At 73.0% G+C, this 17,726-nt stretch carries 19 protein-coding genes; 10 read left to right on the top strand and 9 right to left on the bottom strand.

Annotation, left to right across the window (positions count from 1 at the left end; all coding sequences use genetic code 11):
* Window positions 1–2: 2 nt before the first annotated feature.
* Together E1293_RS13880 and E1293_RS13875 are read right to left on the bottom strand one after the other, a co-directional pair.
* Entirely contained in the window at window positions 3–470 is a 468-nt protein-coding gene (locus E1293_RS13880; RefSeq protein WP_132197703.1) for a hypothetical protein, read from the bottom strand.
* Window positions 467–1,102, bottom strand: coding sequence for a GNAT family N-acetyltransferase (locus E1293_RS13875; protein WP_132197701.1), 636 nt, complete (start codon window positions 1,100–1,102; stop codon window positions 467–469). Before E1293_RS13875 ends, E1293_RS13880 begins: the two co-directional genes overlap by 4 nt.
* Window positions 1,103–1,156: 54 nt before the next feature.
* Here E1293_RS13875 and E1293_RS13870 point away from each other — a divergent pair, with 54 nt between their 5' ends.
* On the top strand, window positions 1,157–1,762 hold the full coding sequence (locus tag E1293_RS13870; RefSeq protein ID WP_132197699.1) for a TetR/AcrR family transcriptional regulator: 606 nt from the start codon (window positions 1,157–1,159) through the stop codon (window positions 1,760–1,762).
* Here the strand turns inward: E1293_RS13870 and E1293_RS13865 are convergent.
* On the bottom strand, window positions 1,759–2,271 hold the full coding sequence (locus E1293_RS13865) for an ATP-binding protein (RefSeq protein ID WP_243716209.1): 513 nt from the start codon (window positions 2,269–2,271) through the stop codon (window positions 1,759–1,761). The genes E1293_RS13870 and E1293_RS13865 overlap by 4 nt on opposite strands.
* A 202-nt stretch (window positions 2,272–2,473) precedes the next feature.
* On the opposite strand from E1293_RS13865, the gene E1293_RS13860 reads away from it, so the two are divergent.
* The 5 genes from E1293_RS13860 to E1293_RS13840 all read left to right on the top strand — a co-directional run bounded on the left by E1293_RS13860 (window position 2,474) and on the right by E1293_RS13840 (window position 6,943).
* Window positions 2,474–3,319, top strand: a complete 846-nt coding sequence (locus E1293_RS13860; RefSeq protein ID WP_132197697.1) for a helix-turn-helix domain-containing protein — start codon at window positions 2,474–2,476, stop codon at window positions 3,317–3,319.
* Window positions 3,316–3,516 carry a DUF397 domain-containing protein gene (locus E1293_RS13855; RefSeq protein ID WP_132197695.1) on the top strand — a complete coding sequence of 67 codons (201 nt, stop codon included), beginning with the start codon at window positions 3,316–3,318 and terminating at the stop codon, window positions 3,514–3,516. The genes E1293_RS13860 and E1293_RS13855 overlap by 4 nt, the downstream gene beginning before the upstream one ends.
* A gap of 140 nt (window positions 3,517–3,656) precedes the next feature.
* Window positions 3,657–4,676, top strand: coding sequence for an LLM class F420-dependent oxidoreductase (locus E1293_RS13850; protein WP_132197693.1), 1,020 nt, complete (start codon window positions 3,657–3,659; stop codon window positions 4,674–4,676).
* A gap of 97 nt (window positions 4,677–4,773) precedes the next feature.
* Window positions 4,774–6,483, top strand: a complete 1,710-nt coding sequence (locus tag E1293_RS13845; RefSeq protein WP_132197691.1) for an acetolactate synthase large subunit — start codon at window positions 4,774–4,776, stop codon at window positions 6,481–6,483.
* 22 nt (window positions 6,484–6,505) lie between these two features.
* The gene (locus E1293_RS13840; RefSeq protein WP_132197689.1) at window positions 6,506–6,943 is read left to right on the top strand and encodes a DUF3592 domain-containing protein; all 438 of its coding nucleotides are present in this window, start codon (window positions 6,506–6,508) and stop codon (window positions 6,941–6,943) included.
* Here the strand turns inward: E1293_RS13840 and E1293_RS13835 are convergent.
* The 5 genes from E1293_RS13835 to E1293_RS47405 all read right to left on the bottom strand — a co-directional run bounded on the left by E1293_RS13835 (window position 6,927) and on the right by E1293_RS47405 (window position 11,104).
* Window positions 6,927–7,727: a methyltransferase domain-containing protein gene (locus E1293_RS13835; protein ID WP_132197687.1), complete on the bottom strand. Its 801-nt coding sequence runs from the start codon at window positions 7,725–7,727 to the stop codon at window positions 6,927–6,929. The two genes, E1293_RS13840 and E1293_RS13835, sit on opposite strands and share 17 nt — an antisense overlap.
* A gap of 140 nt (window positions 7,728–7,867) precedes the next feature.
* A complete protein-coding gene (locus E1293_RS13830; protein WP_132197685.1) occupies window positions 7,868–8,086 on the bottom strand; it encodes a hypothetical protein in 219 nt (72 codons plus the stop codon).
* Between the two features lie 176 nt (window positions 8,087–8,262).
* Entirely contained in the window at window positions 8,263–10,260 is a 1,998-nt protein-coding gene (locus E1293_RS13825) for an ABC transporter permease family protein (protein ID WP_132197683.1), read from the bottom strand.
* Window positions 10,260–10,934, bottom strand: coding sequence for an ABC transporter ATP-binding protein (locus tag E1293_RS13820; RefSeq protein WP_132197681.1), 675 nt, complete (start codon window positions 10,932–10,934; stop codon window positions 10,260–10,262). Before E1293_RS13820 ends, E1293_RS13825 begins: the two co-directional genes overlap by 1 nt.
* Window positions 10,931–11,104 carry a hypothetical protein gene (locus E1293_RS47405; RefSeq protein WP_165978205.1) on the bottom strand — a complete coding sequence of 58 codons (174 nt, stop codon included), beginning with the start codon at window positions 11,102–11,104 and terminating at the stop codon, window positions 10,931–10,933. Before E1293_RS47405 ends, E1293_RS13820 begins: the two co-directional genes overlap by 4 nt.
* 119 nt (window positions 11,105–11,223) lie before the next feature.
* Between E1293_RS47405 and E1293_RS13815 the strand changes: the two genes are divergently transcribed.
* From E1293_RS13815 to E1293_RS13800, 4 genes are all read left to right on the top strand, one after another.
* Entirely contained in the window at window positions 11,224–12,426 is a 1,203-nt protein-coding gene (locus tag E1293_RS13815; protein WP_243716208.1) for a histidine kinase, read from the top strand.
* Window positions 12,427–12,439: 13 nt separating this feature from the next.
* Window positions 12,440–13,087 (top strand): response regulator, encoded by a 648-nt coding sequence (locus E1293_RS13810; RefSeq protein ID WP_132197679.1) that lies wholly within the window; start codon window positions 12,440–12,442, stop codon window positions 13,085–13,087.
* 66 nt (window positions 13,088–13,153) lie between these two features.
* Window positions 13,154–13,501, top strand: a complete 348-nt coding sequence (locus E1293_RS13805; RefSeq protein WP_243716207.1) for a hypothetical protein — start codon at window positions 13,154–13,156, stop codon at window positions 13,499–13,501.
* 95 nt (window positions 13,502–13,596) lie between these two features.
* Window positions 13,597–14,274: a DUF4328 domain-containing protein gene (locus tag E1293_RS13800; RefSeq protein ID WP_132197675.1), complete on the top strand. Its 678-nt coding sequence runs from the start codon at window positions 13,597–13,599 to the stop codon at window positions 14,272–14,274.
* 1 nt (window position 14,275) lies between these two features.
* Here E1293_RS13800 and E1293_RS13795 read toward each other — a convergent pair whose 3' ends face one another.
* Complete coding sequence (locus E1293_RS13795) at window positions 14,276–17,725, bottom strand: DNA polymerase III subunit alpha (protein WP_132197673.1); 3,450 nt, start codon at window positions 17,723–17,725, stop codon at window positions 14,276–14,278.
* Between the last annotated feature and the right edge of the window lies 1 nt (window position 17,726).

Here is a 17,726-nt window from a genome sequence, read left to right as displayed (position 1 = left end):
CGCTACCGGGCCATTCGCCCGTACATGCCGACCATGCGCTCTCCCGTGGCGTCCAGCAGCACCACCTGGGCGGCGACCGGGCCGGCCTTCCCGGCGGTGCGGCGCTCCAGTTCGCCGGCCGTCCGGCGGCACAGCTCACGCCCGCACGGGCCGAGCTTGCCGGCGGCGTCCCACAGGTCGTAGACGTCGCGGACCGCCGCGGCCCGCGCCACCCGCCCCGCCAGCGCCGGGCCGCAGTCCATGTCCAGCGTGACCGACTCCAGCAGGCCGGTGGCCCCGCCCAGGAAGGCGGCCTGCTCGTCCATGCCGGAGACCATGACCACCTGGGCGATCCCGTCCCCGGCGGCGTCCGGCAGCCGTTCCGGCGCGATCGGGATGAAGCACTCCTCCGGCAGTTTCGGCAGCATCCGGCGGGCGGCCTCGCGCGCGCCGCCGCCGTACATCACGAGCGTCCTGTCCTCGGTGGTCACCGGTGGACTCCCTCCTCAGCGTCGGCGACGAGCTTCCCGGAGGCGTCCTCCGGACGCCCCCGTGGCACGCCGGGAGAAGGCGGATCGGTCCCGATGCGGCTGAAGACGATCATGTCCTGGCTGACGCCGTCGTCGTCGACCTCCGCACCGCGCGCGACGCCTTCACGCAGGTAGCCGGCCTTGTGGGCGACACGGATGGAGGCATGGTTGGTCACCATGGCGCGGAGCTCGACGCGGAACAGCCCGCAGTCGCGCAGCGCCCAGTCCGAGACCAGTGAGAGTGCCTCGGTGGCGTAGCCGCGCCCGCGCGCGCTTGGCCGCATGCCGTATCCGACCTCGGACGTCAGATGAGGCCAGTTCACCTTGAACAGCCCGATGGTGCCGACGAATTCGCCCGTTTCGCGCTCTGTCACGGCCAGATGAATACCCAGGCCGAACTTCTGAAGCTTGTGGACGCCCTCCCCCAAGAACCACGCGATGGGCTCGGCCTTCAGGGCGCTGGGGAAGGTCGGCGGCAGGAAGTCCTCCTTGGCGCGGATCACCTCGATCAGCGCCGCCGCGTCGTCGAGGCCGAACGGACGCAGGACGAGCCGCTCGCCTTCCAGGCGCACGTCTCCCTCGAAGGCGTTCACTCGCGCTCCCCTCGCCTCAGGGCACCACCGGCCCGCACAGAATAGGCTGTCGCGGTGAGCTACCAGCGCCTGTCCCCGGACCGACGGCGCGCCCAGATCCTGGACATCGCACGGCGGATGTTCACCGAGCTGCCGTACGCCGAAGTGTCCACGGCCGCGATCGCGCGGGAGACCGGCGTGCAGCGCGGCCTGATCCACTACTACTTCGGGACGAAGCGCGAGCTGTTCCTCAAGGTCGTCCAAGGCCTGACGGCGTCGGCCGCCGTGCAGGCCCCGCCACCGGACGAGCGGATGACGCTGCCCGAGGCCGTCGAGCTGTGCGTGAACCTGTTCCTCGACACGGCCGAGCGGAACGCGACCACCTGGTTCGCGGCGCTGGACGCCGAGGGGTTCGGGCAGGACCCGGAGCTCCTGCGGATCGTGAACCGGTTCCGGGACGAGACGGTCGAGCAGCTGCTGGCCGTCCTGCGGGTGCCGGAGCCGACCGAGACGCTGCGGGCCGTCCTGCGCGTCTACTCGGGTCTAGCGGACGCGGCGACGCGGCAGTGGCTCCAGGAGAAGACGCTCGACCGCGGCCAGGTGCACACGCTGCTCGCCCGGTCGCTGCTCGCGCTGGTCAGCGACATCGGCCCCGCCCTGGAGAAACGGGCCGCGGGCTAGCTCGCGGCCCGTTCGGCGGGGCAGGGGACGGCGAACCAGACGGCCTTGCCCCGGACGGGCGGCCCGAGCCGGGAGAGGGTTCGCCGCAGGCCCCAGCGCCCGCCCGACAGCTCCTTGACGATGCTGAGCCCGCGCCCGCAGTCGCCGGACGTCCACGAGTAGCCGGGCAGGCCGGCGTCGGCGAACGCGTCGAAGACGGCGCACCGCACCTCGCCCGCCGTCCCGTCCCCGCGGTAGAGCCACAGCTCGTGCGGGCCGTGGTCGCCGGCGTGCTGGTGCGCGTTCGTCGCGAGTTCGCTCACCATGAGCTGCGCGTCGGCGATCGCGTCCCGTGGAACGCCGAGGGAGCCGAGCGCGTCGCGCAGGACGCGGCGGGCGTGGCCCGCGCAGCCCGCTCCGCCCGGCAGGGCCCACACCCATCCGGGTGTGCCGTCGCCGGGGGCGTGGTCGCCACCGGCCATCGCGTCGGCCATGGTCTGCGCCGTCAGGTCGGCGGGCGTGCTCTTCACGGGTTCCTCCCGCGGTCCGCGTGGTTCGTGCCCGGGTGAAAGGCCGGCCGGCCGGTCACGTTGGGTCCCCGGACGGTCACGGATTCAAGCGTGTCGTGAGATTCTCACGATCGCAACACCCTTCATGAAATTGCTCTGTCGTTCCTGCCGGGTTCGTCAATCGCGTTGTGACGAGCCCGCGGAGTGGTAAGACTCCACTTCCATGACCTACCGCCCCACCGTCCGTGGCCGCCGGCTCGCCCGGGAGCTCCGCAAGCTGCGCGAGGAGCAGGGCCTGACCCTGCAGGAGGTGGCGGACCGGCTCGACTGGTCGCGAGCCACCGTCTCCCGCCTCGAAACCAGCCAGACTCGCCCGAAACCCGGCGACATCTCCGGCATCCTCGACCTGTACGGCGTCCCGAGCCCGGACCGCGACGCGCTCATCACCCTGGCCCGGCAGGCCGGCCAGCGCGGCTGGTGGACGGCGTACCAGGACGTGTTCGCCGGCAGCTACGTCGCGCTGGAGGACGAGGCGTCCCACATCCGCACCTGGGACCCGCAGCTCGTGCACGGGCTGCTGCAGACCGAGCACTACTCCCGCGCCGTGATCACGGCGGGCCGGCTGCTGCCCGGCCCGGAGGACATCGAGCGCCGCATCGCCGCCCGCAAGATCCGCCAGGCGCTGCTGGACCGCACCGACGCGCCGCACCTGCACGTCATCTTCGACGAGGCGGTGCTGTACCGCCGGATCGGCGGCGAGAAGGTGATGCGCGCCCAGCTGGAGGCCCTCGCCACCGTCACGGTGAGCCGCCCATCCGTGCGGATTCAGGTACTTCCATACACAGCGCAGGAGCATGCGGGTCTAGACGGACGATTCACCATATTGTCGTATCCAGACCCCGCAGACCCCGATATCGCCTACGTCGAGGGGACCATGGGTGACGTTTACCTTGAGAGTGCAGAGGCAATAGCAAAACATAGGGACCGCTTCGATCGGATCAAGGAGGCGGCCCTGTCCCCCGAGGATTCCGCGCACCTCATCGCCGAGGCAGCTAGGAGCAGCCCGTGACCAACCTGCAGCGCGAACTCACCGGTGCCGTCTGGCGCAAGTCGTCCCGCAGCGGAAGCGGCGACCAGTGCGTCGAGGTGGCGCCACTGCCCGCCGCCCTCCGCGCGGTGCGCGACTCCAAGGACCCCGGCGGCCCGGCCCTGGTGCTGACGCCGTCCGCCTGGCGGGGTCTGCTGGACGCCATCAAGGAGAGCTAGCGACGGACGGCGAGGGGCCGCGGCGACCCACTGGCACGGACGCCGCGGCCCCTCGGCGCGTCCGCTTCCGGGCACGTCCACTTCCGGAAAACTAGAACGTGTTCTACTATCGCGGTGCGTCGACAACCGGAGGGTGCAACGTGACCGCGGAACTCAAGCTCGGCATCAACGTCGGCTACTGGCAGCAGGCCCCGGAGGACCAGACCGACACGGTGCTGGCCGCCGAGCGCTGCGGCTACGACTCGGTGTTCACCGCCGAGGCCTACGGCTCGGACGCGTTCACCACGCTGGCCTGGTACGGCGCCCGCACGTCCCGGATCAAGCTCGGCACCGCCGTCGTCCAGCTGTCGGCGCGCACCCCGGTCGCCACCGCGATGCACGCCCTCACGCTGGACGCCCTGTCCGGCGGGCGCGTCATCCTCGGGCTCGGCGCGTCCGGCCCGCAGGTCGTCGAGGGCTGGTACGGGCAGCCGTTCCCGAAGCCGCTCGCCCGCACCCGCGAGTACCTCGACATCGTCCGGCAGGTGTGGCGCCGCGAGGCCCCGGTGACCAGCCCCGGTCCGCACTACCCGCTGCCGCTGCCCGGCGGGGCGGGCCTCGGCAAGCCGCTCAAGTCGATCACCCACCCCGTCCGCCCGGACATCCCCGTCTACCTCGGCGCGGAGGGTCCGAAGAACGTCGCGCTGTCCACCGAGGTCGCACAGGGCTGGCTGCCGCTGTTCGTCGACCCCGAGCAGATCGGGCCCGTCTTCGGCGGGTCGCTCGCGGGCCGCCCGGACGGCTTCGAGATCGCCGCGACCGTGACCACGATCGTCACCGACGACCTCGCGTCCGCGCTGGAGTTCGCCAAGATCCCGCTCGCCTTCTACATCGGCGGGATGGGCGCCAAGGACCGCAACTTCCATCTCGACCTGATCGGCCGGCTCGGCTACGCCGAGCAGGCGCAGCGCGTCCAGGAGCTGTTCCTGGACGGCCGCCGCGACGAGGCGATCAAGGCCGTCCCGGACGCGCTGGCCGACTCGATCTCCCTCCTCGGCCCGCTCGGACGGATCAAGGAGCGGCTGCGGCTCTGGCGCGACAGCCCGGTCACCACCCTGCTGATCGCCGGCGTGAAGGACGAGCCGACGCTGCGCGCGATCAAGGAGATGGCCGACTCCTGAGAGATCAAGCACACATCACGGCGCGGAATGGAGGCAGGGGCCCGGGTGCTGCACCGGATGCACCCAGGGGATGAAAAGACTGGAGATGGGACACACGATGTCCACGCAGGAAGACGCCGCCCGGCTGCTCGTCAGGACCCTTGAGGCGGAGGGCGTCGAATACGTCTTCGGCATACCGGGCGAGGAGAACATCCACTTCGTCCACGCGCTGAACGACTCGTCGATCCGCTACATCCTCGTCCGGCACGAGCAGGGCGCGGCGTTCATGGCGGAGATCTACGGGCGCCTCACCGGCAAGGCGGGCGTGGCGTCCGCGACGCTCGGCCCCGGCGCGATCAACATGCAGCTCGGCGTCGCCGACGCCACCACCAACAGCACGCCCGTCGTCGCGATCTCCGCCCAGGTCGGCCTCGACCGCATCTACAAGGAGTCGCACCAGGTCATCGACCTGGTCTCGCTGTTCCGCCCGATCACCAAGTGGGCGGAGCTGGCCCCTACCGCGGAAGCGCTGCCCGAGATGGTCCGCAAGGCGTTCAAGACCGCGCAGACCGAACGCCCCGGCGCGGTCTACCTGGCCATTCCGGAGGACGTCGAGCGGGCGAAGGTGCCCGCCGGCCTGGGGCCCCTCCCGGTGAACGTCGTCCGCACGCAGGAGCCGTCGCCGTCCCAGATCGCCCGCGCCGCCGACGTGATCGCGCTCGCGCGGCAGCCGATCGTGCTGGCCGGCCACGGCGCCACCCGCGCCGGCGCGAGCGACGCGCTCGTGTACTTCTCCGAGCATCTCGGCCTGCCGGTCGCGACCACGTTCAACGGCAAGGGCGTCTTCCCCGACGACCACCGCAACGCGCTCGGCGCGGTCGGCTTCATGCGCCACGACTACGTGAACTTCGGGTTCGACGAGGCGGACGTCCTCATCGCCGTGGGCTACGAGCTGCAGGAGTTCGACCCCGTCAAGATCAACCCGGCCGCCGACAAGAAGATCATCCACATCCACCAGTCGCCCGCCGAGGTCGACGACCACTACCCGGTCGAGGTCGGCATCCAGGGCGACATCCCCCGCACCCTGCACGCCCTCGCCGACTCCGTGCACCGCCGCTTCGACATCAACGGCACAGACCGTCCTCCAGCCCCCACCCACCGCCATTCAACGGACGAGCTCCGCTCGACGAGCCACCGGATCCGCGAGATGATGCGCGAGGAGCTCGCCGAGGGCGCCACCGAGGACGGGCACCCGCTCTCCCCGCGCCGCATCGTCGCCGACGTCCGCGCCGCCATGGGCCGCGGCGACATCGTCCTCGCCGACACCGGCGCGGTGAAGATGTGGATGGCCCGCATGTACCCGACGTACGAGCCGAACACGCTGCTGGTCTCCAACGGCCTGTCGTCGATGGGCTTCTCCGTCCCGGGCGCGATCGCCGCCAAGCTCGCCCACCCCGACCGCAAGGTCCTGGCGGCGACGGGCGACGGCGCGTTCCTGATGAACTCGCAGGAACTGGAGACGGCCGTCCGCGAGAACATTCCGATCACCGTGCTGATCTGGGACGACTCCGCCTACGGGCTGATCGAGTGGAAGATGGACCTCGACCTCGGCGCCAGCTCCAACATCAGGTTCGGCAACCCCGACTTCGTCCGGTACGCGGAGAGCTTCGGCGCCCGCGGCTACCGCGTCGAGGCGGCCGCCGAGCTCCTGCCCACCCTCCGCAAGGCGCTGGCCGACGACGCGGTCTCGGTGATCACCGTCCCGGTCGACTACTCCCACAACCTCCGGCTGACCGACCAGCTGGGCGACCTGACGGGCCCGTTCTGACCGGATAAGTGATCATAGGAACGTGCCGGCCGCCTCACGACATCGCATCGTCCACATCACGTGCATCGCCTTCGCCTGCGTCATGGCGCTGCTCGCCGTCACGTGGGGCGGCGGAGCGGTCGCCGCGTGGGCGGGGCAGACGGGCAAGCCCCGGGCGACGGCCCGGGTGCTGGCGACGGACGGCAATCGATCGTCCGGACACCTCGTGGTGGAGTTCACCACGCGCGACGGCCGGACGGTGAGTGCGGAGGACAGACGCAGCGGCTGGCCGCGCGACGCGCGGCGGGGCGGCACGGTCGAGATCGTCTACTCGGCCGACGACCCGGCGGGCGACGTGGCACCGTTCCAGGACGTGGGGGCGTCACTGCCCTGGACGGCGGCCTTCGCGGTCGTGGCGGCCCTGTCGGGCCTCGCCGCGTTCCGCACCCGTGCCGGACCGCGGGTCAGAGGCGGCAGATGATCTCGCCGTGGGTCACCGAGTACCAGCCGTCCTCGGCGGCGGCCCAGGTCTTCCAGCCCGCGTAGACGCGCCGCAGTTCCTCGCGGGTGGCGTGGCCGCCGGCGACGGCCTGGTCGGCGACCGACGACCGGATCATGCGGCCGCCCCACGACTCGCTCCACCATTCGCGTTCCTCGGGGGTGGCGTAGCACCAGGCCGAGGCGGACGCGGTGACGTCGGTGAACCCGGCGGCGCGGGCCCAGGAGACCAGCCGGCGGCCGGCGTCGGGTTCGCCTCCGTTACCGCGGGCCACCTTGTAGTAGATCGGCAGCCAGGAGTCCATGCCGGGCGGGTCCGGGTACCAGATCATGGTGCCGAAGTCGGCCTCGCGGGCGGCGACGACACCGCCGGGCCTGGTGACGCGCCGCATCTCGCGCAGGGCCTGGACGGGGTCGGCGATGTGCTGCAGGACCTGGTGCGAGTGGACGATGTCGAACGTGTCGTCCGCGTAGTCCAGGGCGTGGACGTCGGCGACCGCGAACTCGACGTTGTCCAGGCCCGCGGCGTTCTTGCGGGCTTCGCCGAGGACGGTCTCGGCGGAGTCGGCCGCCACGACCCGTCCGGGCGCCACGCGCTCGGCCAGCCCGGCGGTGATCGTCCCGGGGCCGCAGCCGGCGTCCAGCACGGCCAGGCCCGGGCGCAGGTGCTCGATCAGGTGGGCGGCGGAGTTCTCGACCGTCCGCCACTGGTGCGCGCTCAGCACGCTCTCGTGGTGGCCGTGGGTGTAGATCGCGTCCGCGGGCATCGGGATCACCTCTCTGTGTCCGGTGCCCTCACGGTAGAAGACTTTCTCAGGTTTTGAGAAATGCGTATCAATATATGAGACGACAGGACAGCGGAAAGGGGACCGGGGCGGCTGCCCTCGATCCCCTTTTCCGCTGGTCGTCAGGCCGCCGCGGCGATACGGCGGGAGGGGGTGAGCCGGACGGTCGGCGCCGGCCGCACGGGGAGCGCCTCGACCGCGGCCAGCGGGCCGGCGGTCTCGGCGTAGGCGTTCAGCGTCGCATGGGAGAGCCCGGTGAGCCACGGCTCCACGACGGTCCGCTCGGCGGGCCCGTCAAGCCGCGGGTGGGAGAGATGGAACGTGCCTGTCGCTGCACTCACTACCGACACCCCTTCCTTGACCCGGTGGGCCGCCCCGATGCGGGTGCCACCGTCTGTCACATACCCCTAGGTACGTCACTACAAGCCACTTGGTTCGACGGCTGTTCCCAGCTGTCTCCTAAATCACAAGGTCAACGCTACGGGCCGGGTCTGACATTTTCGAATGCTCATTCGAGCTAGTCGGGGCGCGGGGCCGGATCGGCCGTCACCGAGCGCAACAGCGGGCGACTCAGCGCACCGGCGCCGAGGATGCCGCCGAAGCCGAGGACGACGAAGGCGGCGAGGCCGATGAGGCCGGAGAAGCCGAAGCCCTGGGCGAACGGGAGACCGAAGAACAGGCCCGTGAGGAGTGAGCCGCCGCCCATGACGACGAGCGGGATGAGGGTCTCCTGGCGGCGGGCCCTGTCGAGGACGGAGAGGGGCGTGCCCGCGAGGCGCAGCATCGCGTAGGCCTGGCGGCGGTCCAGGACGGCGGACGCGCTCGTGATGCCCGCGCTCGTGATGGCGATCAGGAACGAGACGACGAGGACGGTGAGGGCGCCGGTCCGCAGGTCGGCGAGGAGGCGGTCGCCGGTCACGTCTTCGTCCGCCCCGGTGGTGACGACCTTGCCCGGTACGAGCCCGGTGAGCGCCGTGCGGGCCCGGTCGACGGCCGCGGTTCCGCCCGGGGCCGTGACCGTCACGACGCCCGTGGTGGTGACCGGGCCGTCCGCGTCCAACGGGTCGTCCCTCGTCTCGGTCCTCTTCACCGAGACGTTCGCGTCGATGCCGGCGAGCCGCTTCTCCGCCTGGCCGGCGACGGCGGCGGACCGCTCGTACGGGACGGCCACCCGGAGCTCGTCCGGCGGTCCGCCCGAGGACGGGCCGGCGTTCAGCAGCGCGAGGAAGCCCGCGACGAAGCCGGTGAGCGCGACGCCGGCGACCGTCCGCCAGGCCGAGCGCGGGTCGTCCACGAGGCGGCGCCCGGCCAGCAGGCGGGCGGGGCGGCGCGCGGTCGCGGCGGTCAGGCGGCCGATCAGCGCCACCACCCACGGGCCCGCGAAGTTGATCGCGAGGAAGGCCAGCACCAGGAAGACCATCAGCACGATCATCCCCGCCCGGCCCATGTCGATCAGCCCGCCGCCGGCCACCCCGAACGCGATCACGACGGCGGCCAGGGCGAGGATCCGGACGGCCCGCATGCCGGGCGGGGTCTCGCGGCGGGCGACGCCGAGGGGGCTGACGACGACGCGGCGCAGGCCGATGACGGCGCTGGCGCCGACGAGCAGGGGCACCGCCGCGAGGACGCCGGCGAGGAGGGGCGGGCCCGGCCACAGGTCGCCGGCGAACCAGCCGCCGCCCGCGATCGTGATGTGGGTGAGCAGCGGAACCGACGCCGCGTAGAGCACGAGACCGGCCAGGGCGCCCGCGGCGGCGGTCAGCACGGCCTCCGCCGTGGTGATCGCGACGACCTGCCCGGGGGTCGCGCCGACCAGCCGCAGCGCGGCGAGGCGGCTGTCGCGGCGGGCCACGGTGAGGCGGGCCGCCGCGCCGCCGAAGACCAGGAGCGGGACGACCATCAGCACCGACGCCAGTCCGGCGAGCAGGAGGTAGACGTCCGCCGACCAGGACGCGTCCGTTTCGAAGCGGTCGATCCGGGACGGGCCGCCGGTCGCTCCCAGGTGCTCGACGACGTCGCGGCGGGCGGTCGTCGCGGGGTCGCCGGCGGTGCGTCCGATCACGGCGACGAGTTCGCCCGGATGGACGAGCGCGTCACGTCCGAGCGTGCCCGACGGGGAGGGGAACCGCTTCGCGAGCTGGTCGGCGGGCAGGTCCTTCATCAGGTGGGCCAGGGCGGGCGACGTCCACACCTCGCCGGGCTCCGGGAAACGGGACATGCCGGGAGGCACGGGCGCGTCGCCGTTCAGCGCGGCCAGGTCGATGATCGTGACCGGCTCGCCCTGGACGTAGTCCGTCGACAGCGCCTCGATCGCGGTCGGGTTCGCGACCGAGTCCCCGGGATGTCGCCAGGCGTCGGCATGGGCACGCTGCAGGAACGCGTGATTGGCGCCCACCGCGAACAGGAGCAGCCCGGTCGAGACGGCCACGGCCGCGAGGGTGAGAAGCGAGCCCACCATGGAGCGCCGGCCGCCGCCGCGCAGCAGCCGCCACGAGAGTTCCACCGCCGTGCGCATCAGGCCGCCCTCTGCAGGACGCGGCCGTCCCGGACCTCGGTGACCCGGTCGCACCATGCGGCCACGGAAGGGTCGTGGGTCACGACGACCAGGGACGCTCCGTTGTGCTTGGTGGCCTCGACGAGCAGGCGCATCGTGTCGTGGCCGGTGCTCTGGTCGAGCGCGCCGGTCGGCTCGTCCGCGAACACGACGGCCGGACGCGGCACGAGCGCCCGCGCGATCGCGACCCGCTGCGCCTGGCCGCCGGACAGCTCGCCCGGACGCCGGTGCTCCAGCCCGTCCAGGCCCAGCGGCCCGAACCAGGAGCCCGCCGCCTGCACCGCCTCCCGCCGGGACGTGCCGCTCAGCATCAGCGGCAGCGCGACGTTCTCCACGGCGGGCAGCTCGGGAAGCAGCTGCCCGAACTGGAACACGAAGCCGAACCGGCCCCGGCGCAGCGCGCTGCGGCGGCGCTCGCCGAGCGTGTCGATCCGCTGGCCGAGCAGGTGCACCTCGCCCGCGTCCGGCTTCATGATCCCGGCGAGGCAGTGCAGCAGCGTCGACTTCCCGGACCCGGACGGGCCCATGATCGCGACGGCCTCGGCGCGGCCGGCGGCCAGGTCGACGCCGTCCAGCGCGACGGCCGTCCCGAACCGCTTCACCAGCCCGCGGCCGAGCAGGACCGGCTCGGTCACGCCGCCTCCCGGCGCTGCGCGGGGCGGTGGAGCTCGACCACGTTGTCGGGGGCGCGGGAGCGGCGCCGGTTCTTGAGCGACTCGACGATCTCCATGGCGGGCATCACGACGCCGGCGTAGATCACGAAAGCGGCGAACACGGCGATGAGGGGAACGTAGATCAGGTACATGCTCCCAGCGTGCGCGCGGTGCCCGGTGCGCCGCATCGGACACAGGTCCGGTCCGCAAGGCGCCGGATCGGCCGAACGGTCGATACGCCAGTCCGCAATGGGTCGTACGCTGCGTGAGCGTGAGTGACGTAGGAGCACGGCTGGACCGCATCCACTCGGTGGGCGGGTGCCTGCTGCGCATCGGCTACGCCTCGTTCGCGGGACTGTTCCTGCTGGCCTGCACGGTCGACGCGCTCAACGACGCCGCCACCATGTGGATGGTGGTCATCGCCGCGGTCGCCAACGCGGCGGCGGTCTCCGGGCGGCGGCTGCCGTTCTGGGCGATCGGCGCCGGGGCGCTGTCGGCGTTCAGCACCCTGTTCCTCGGCCTGGCGATCTACCCGGAGGCCGGTGCGCCGAGCGTGTTCGCCGAGGTCGGCGGCCTGCTGATCGTCATCGCGCGGATCGTCTGGCGGACCCGCCGCCAGCAGCTCGTCCCGGTCTCGATCCTGCTCGGTGCGGCGATCCTCGCGCTGCCGCTGCGCTGGTCGGTGATCGCTGCGGCGGTGATCAGCGCGCCGCTCGGCATCGCGGTGGCGATCGCGCTCGGCGTCGGCCTCTACCTGCGGGCGCTGGACGCGCGGCGGTCCCGGTCGCTGGCGGCGGCGCGCCGGGACGAGCGGCTGGAGCTGGCCCGCGACCTGCACGACTTCGTCGCCCACCATGTGACGGGCATCGTCGTCCAGGCGCAGGCGGCGCGGTTCACCTCCCAGTCGGGGGCGGCCGGGCAGACGCCCGAGCAGCTCGACCGGATGTTCGGCGGGATCGAGAAGGCCGGCACGGAGGCGCTCACCTCGATGCGGCGCATGGTCGGCCTGCTGCGGGACGCGCAGAACGTGAACGCGCCGGACGGGGAGGCCCTCGCGGACGGCGGCTCCACCACCCGTCCCGTCGGCGACCTCGGGCAGCTGAAGGACCTCGTCGAAGGGTTCACCCACCCGCCCGCCGCGCTGACGCTCGCGCCCGACCTGGGCACGCTGCCGCCCGAGGTGGCGGCGTCGGCGCACCGGGTCGTCCAGGAGGCGCTGACCAACATCCGCAAGCACGCCGCCGACGCCGCGAGCGTGCGGGTCACGGTGGCGCGCGTCGGCCCCGACGTCGAGGTCGCGGTCCGCGACGACGGGCGGGGCCGCGGCCGGCGGCTGCCGTCCGGCGGGTTCGGCCTCACCGGGCTGACCGAGCGGGTCGGCGCGCTCGGCGGGCGGCTGTACGCGGGGCCGCGCCCGGAGGGCGGCTGGGAGGTCGTCGCCGTCCTGCCGGGGACGGGTGATCGGGAATCCTGACACAATCGGCCCCGTGGCCATCCGCGTACTGATCGCCGACGACCAGGAGATGGTCCGGACCGGGTTCCGGATGATCGTCGACTCGCAGCCCGACATGGAGGTGGTCGGGGAGGCCGCCGACGGCGCCGAGGCCGTCGCGCTGGCCCGCCGCCTCCGTCCCGACGTGTGCCTGCTCGACATCCGGATGCCGCGGATGGACGGCCTGGAGGCGACCCGGGAGCTGGCCGGCCCCGGCGCGCCGGACCCGCCCCGCATCGTGATCGTCACGACGTTCGACATGGACGAGTACGTCTACGGGGCGCTGCGCGGCGGCGCGGCCGGGTTCCTGCTCAAGGACAGCGGGCCCGCGCTGCTGGTGGAGGCCGTCCGGGCGGCGGCGAGCGGCGGGTCGCTGGTGTCGCCGTCCATCACCGTCCGGCTGCTGGAGCACCTGTCGCGGCCCGTGGCGCGGCCCGCCGCGCCGCGTGAGCCGCTGACCGACCGGGAGCTGGACGTGGTCAAGCTCGTCGCGCGCGGCCGGACGAACGAGGAGATCGCCGGGGAGCTGTTCGTGTCGCTGTCCACGGTCAAGACGCATCTCGGGAGCGTCAACCGGAAGCTGGGCACGCGGAACCGCGTCGCGACGGCCGCGTGGGCGTGGGAGTCGGGCCTCGTCCCCTGACCGCCGGGCGCGCACAGGGGACGAAAGGGAACAGCGGGGAGGGACGCGGCACTGGCACCGGAGTCGATGAACGGGCTGCCCGTGACCGTCCTGGTCGTGTGGGTGCTGTGCGCCGCAGGCTGGGGCGTCGTCCTCGCGGGCCTGCGCAACGGCCTGCGCGGGGCGTCCCGCGGGCCCGCCCTCTTCGCGCACACGGCGACCCCGGCGGGCGTCGTCCTGCTCTTCGCCTTCCTCGGCTTCGGGTCGCTGTACGCGACGATCGCGCTGACCGCGGAATGGTGGAGCCTGCTGGCCGTGACGGGGTTCCGGCCCGAGCGGCTGCTGTCCACAGGTGGCCCCGGACAGCTCGCCGCGTGGGCGGCCCTCACCGCGGCCACCGCCTACGCCGCGGCGCGCTTCGTGTTCCACGTGTGACGATCCGGTAAGACTCCGAACCCTTGTTGGGCCGCACAAGTCAAACGTACGTAGTATCCGAAGCAGCAAGGCGCAAAGCCAGGGGGAGGTGGGTCATGCCGTGCGCGCTGTGCGGCGACATCATCCCGACCGAGGTCGACCGGTGCCCGGCCTGCGGCGCGTGGGCGCGGCGCAGGGACTTCCGCGCGGTCGGCGTGGCCGTGTTCATGCTGCTCGGCTTCAACGCGTTCGTCGCCCTCGGCTCGGGGATCAGCCTGCTCAGGCTCGCGCATCCGCTGCGCGAGGCGACGCACGCCGGGTATGACCCGGCCGCCACCGGCAAGGCCATCGCGCCCTACGCGGACGTGTTCACGATCGGCGCGATCATGGCCGTGGTCACCGGCCTGCTGTACCTCACCTGGCTGTGGCGGGCGTTCCGGCAGTCGCCCGGCCCGCACCGGCACCACCGCGCCTGGGTGCTGCTCGGCTGGTTCCTCCCGATCGTCAACCTGTGGCTGCCGCCCCGGCTGGTCTACGAGGTGTGGGTGAACAGTGGCCGGTACCGGACGGCCGAGCGGCAGGCCGCCGGAGCCGTCGTCGCCGGCTGGTGGGTCTGCGCCCTCCTCGGCCTCGTCCTCGGCCGGGTGTTCACGCACGGCAGCGTCGACACGCTGGCCGACGCCCGGTTCGACGTCCACGTCGGCGTCGCCGCCGCCGCGTTCCAGGCGCTCGCCGCCGCCCTCTGCATGGCCACGGTCTTCCAGATCACCCGCCTCCAGATCGCCCGCGACTGAGTCACGGCGCGGGGCCGGAGCTGCCCCGGCTGGTGTACCAGAGCGGGGTCTTCGGCGGACGCTTGACGGCCGGGCCCGCGTGCCCGATGTCGGAGTACGGAGAAATCGCGAAGCCGGTCGGGTGGACGATGCGGCGCCCCACCGGGCGGCCGGTCGCGCTTCCCGGAGGGCCGCCTCCCCGCATGGGATCGGTCCGGCCCGCCATGGCGGCGCGGACGGCGTCCGTTCCGCCGCGGCGCCATTCCTCGTGCAGGACGTTCAGGTCCCAGCAGGCGTTCGCGGTGATCGAGACGGCGTGGGCGCCGGCGCGGCGGAGCCGGCCCCGGGCGAGCAGCAGCCAGGAGCCGAAGACGGTGGCGGCGCACCTGTCCTGCACCGACTCGAAGAACGTGAGGTCGACCGGGCCGGTCGCGTCGTCCAGCGTGGCGAAGATGACGCGCCGGCCCGACCTGACCGCCGGGGTCTGCGTCGCGACCTTGACGCCGGCGACCAGGACCTCGCTCTTGTCGGGACGTCCCGGCAGGTCGGCGGCTCGGACGACGCCGAGCCCGGTCAGCAGCCCGGCGTAGAAGGTCATGACGTGCCGGCTCACGTCCATGCCGAGGATGTCCAGCTCCGCCTCGACGACCTCGGCCGGGGTCATCGGCGGCAGTTCCCCCGCCGGGATCTCCTCGGCCATCTCGATCTCCATGCCGGACCACGGTGGTGAGCGAAGCGAACCGGGGGGCGTGGGGGGTCGTCCCCCCACAGGGAACAGGGCGTCGTCGCCGTCCTCGTGGCCGAGCGGGAGCTGGCCTTCCATGACGCGTCCGGGACGGGCGGTGACGCGGTCGAGGGAGCCGACGCGGCAGAGCAGGTCGCGGCGCGGCACGCCGTCGTAGACGGTGTCGAACGCCCCGGCCAGGACGAGCCGCTCGGCGGTCGGACGCGACACCCGGGCCCGGCGCCAGAAGTCGGTCAGCGACGCGTAGGGGCGCTCGTTCACGATCTTGCCGACCTCGGCGTCCGAGATGCCCTTGACCTCGCTCAGCGCGACCCGGATCCCGGTCGGGCCGCCTGCCGACACGGGCTCGGCGTGCCAGTCCGCCGCCGAGCGGTTGACGTCCAGCGGCAGGATCGGGACGCCGAAATGCCGCGCGTCGTCCAGGATGACCCGCTTGGGGTACATGCCGGGGTCGTGGGTGAGGACGCCGGCGTAGAACGCGGCCGTGTGGTGCCGTTTCAGCCACGCCGACTGGTAGGTGGGCAGCGCGAACGACGCGGCGTGGGCCTTGCAGAAACCGAACGCGCCGAACGCGGTCAGCACCTTCCAGACCCGTTCGACGGTCGGCTCGTCGTAGCCGCGCGCCAGCGCCCGCTCCCGGAACCAGGCGCCCACCACGGCCTGGCCGCGCTCGTGGTTCAGGCTCCGCCGCGCCGCCTCCGCCCGCGACAGGCCGCAGCCGGTCATCACGTCGAAGACGCGGAGCACCTGCTCGTGGAAGACGACCACGCCGAGGCTCTCCCGCAGCACCGGTTCGAGGTCGGGGTGCGGGTACGCCGGCTCCCGGGTCCCGGCGCGGGACTCCAGGAACGGCGACACCATGTCGGAGTTGACCGGGCCGGGGCGGAACAGCGAGATGTCGACGACCAGGTCGTCCAGGTCGCGCGGCTGGAGCCGGCCGATCAGCTCCCGCTGGCCGGGCGACTCGATCTGGAAGCAGCCGAGCGTCCGGGACGTGCGGACCAGCGCGTACGTCGCGGGATCGTCGCGCGGGACGTCCTCCAGCGCGATCTCCTCCCCCGTCACCCGGGCGACCTCCGCCACCGCGTGCGCCATCGCCGACTGCATCCGGACGCCGAGGACGTCGAGCTTCAGCAGCCCCATCGCCTCGACGTCCTCCTTGTCGAACTGGCTCATGGGGAACCCGACGGCGGCCTGCTCGACGGGCGTCCGGTCCCGCAGCGTCGGGTTCGACAGCAGGACGCCGCACGGGTGCATCGCGATGTGCCGGGGCAGCCCGTCGAGGCGCTCGGCGATCCGGAACACCACCTCCAGCCGCCCGGCGGCCAGGTTGCTCTGCCGCAGTTCGGGCAGGTCGTCCAGCGCCGCGCGGATCTGGCTGGCCCTGATCTGCGGGAACGCCTTGGCGATCGCGTCGATCTCGTGCGGCGGGAGCCCGACGGCGTTGCCGACGTCGCGCAGCGCGCTGCGCGCCCGGTAGGTCTCCATCATCGACACGCACGCCGTGCTCTCGGCGCCGAACCGCTCGAACAGCGCCTCGTAGGCCTCCAGCCGGCGGGCCGACTCCACGTCCAGGTCGATGTCGGGCAGCCCCTCGCGGCTGTCGGCGAGGAACCGCTCCATCAGCAGGCCGTGCCGCAGCGGGTCGAGGTCGCCGATGCCGATCAGGTGGTTGACCAGGCTGCCCGCGCCGGAGCCGCGGATCGCGCAGCGGATGCCGCGCGACCTGATCAGCGCGGCGGCGTCCGCGACCGTGAGGAAGTACGGCGCCAGGCCCTTGCGCGCGATCACGCCGAGCTCGTCGCCGAGCCGGTCGGCGGCCCGCCGCGACCCGTCCAGCCCGCGCCGCGCCATCCCGTCCGCGCACCGGGAGACGAGCCGCGCGTACGGGTCGCCGTCGACGACCGGCAGGTGGACGCCGTCCATGCCGAGGTCGTGCGCCGCGTCCAGGACGCAGCGCTCCGACAGCCGCCGGGTGGCCGCCAGCAGCGCCTCGGCCTCATCGGGGCCGCAGCTCAGCTCCGCGACCCGGCGCATCTCGTGGACCGGCTTCAGGTAGGCGTGGCCGGTCCGGTCGTCCAGGTGGCGCCGGTCCAGCGGGACGAGGCGGCGCGTCACGTCCAGCACCTGCGCGACCGGCTGGTCGGCCGGGTCCAGGTAGCGGACGGCGTTGCCGAGCACCGCGGGGACCCCGGCCGCGCGGGCGAGCGCGAGCATCCGCGCGGCCCGCGGCCCGTCGCCCCTGTCGCGGTGGTCGACGATCTCGACCGCGGTCTCGGCGGTGGCGCGCCAGGCGTCCAGCCGCGCCGCCGCCACGTCCGGACGGCGGCCGGTGATGGCCCGTCCCACATCGGACGCCGGGCCGAGGAGCACGATGAGCCCCTCGGCGTGCGCGCCGACCATCTCCCGCGTGACCAGCGGGTTCCCCCGCTGGCCCGCCGCGTGCGCCGCCGTCACCAGCCGGCACAGGGACCGCCACCCGGCGCGCCCCTCGGCGAGCACGACGATGCGCTCCTCGCCGGTGGAGGCGACCTTGAGGTCGGCGCCGACGACGGCGCCGATGCCCGCGTCCGCGCACGACCGGACGTGCCGGACGGCGCCGTACAGGCCGTCGCGGTCGGTCAGCGCCAGCGTCTCCATGCCGAGGCTCGCCGCGCGCTCGGCCAGCGCCGCGGGCGGCGCCACCCCGAAGCGGAGCGAATAGGACGAAGCGACATGAATATGCACG

The sequence above is a fragment of the Actinomadura darangshiensis genome, assembly GCF_004349235.1.
Taxonomy (GTDB): Bacteria; Actinomycetota; Actinomycetes; order Streptosporangiales; family Streptosporangiaceae; genus Spirillospora; species Spirillospora darangshiensis.
Note: the sequence above shows the minus strand (reverse complement) of the source record. Positions and strands in the feature narration are given on the sequence as shown.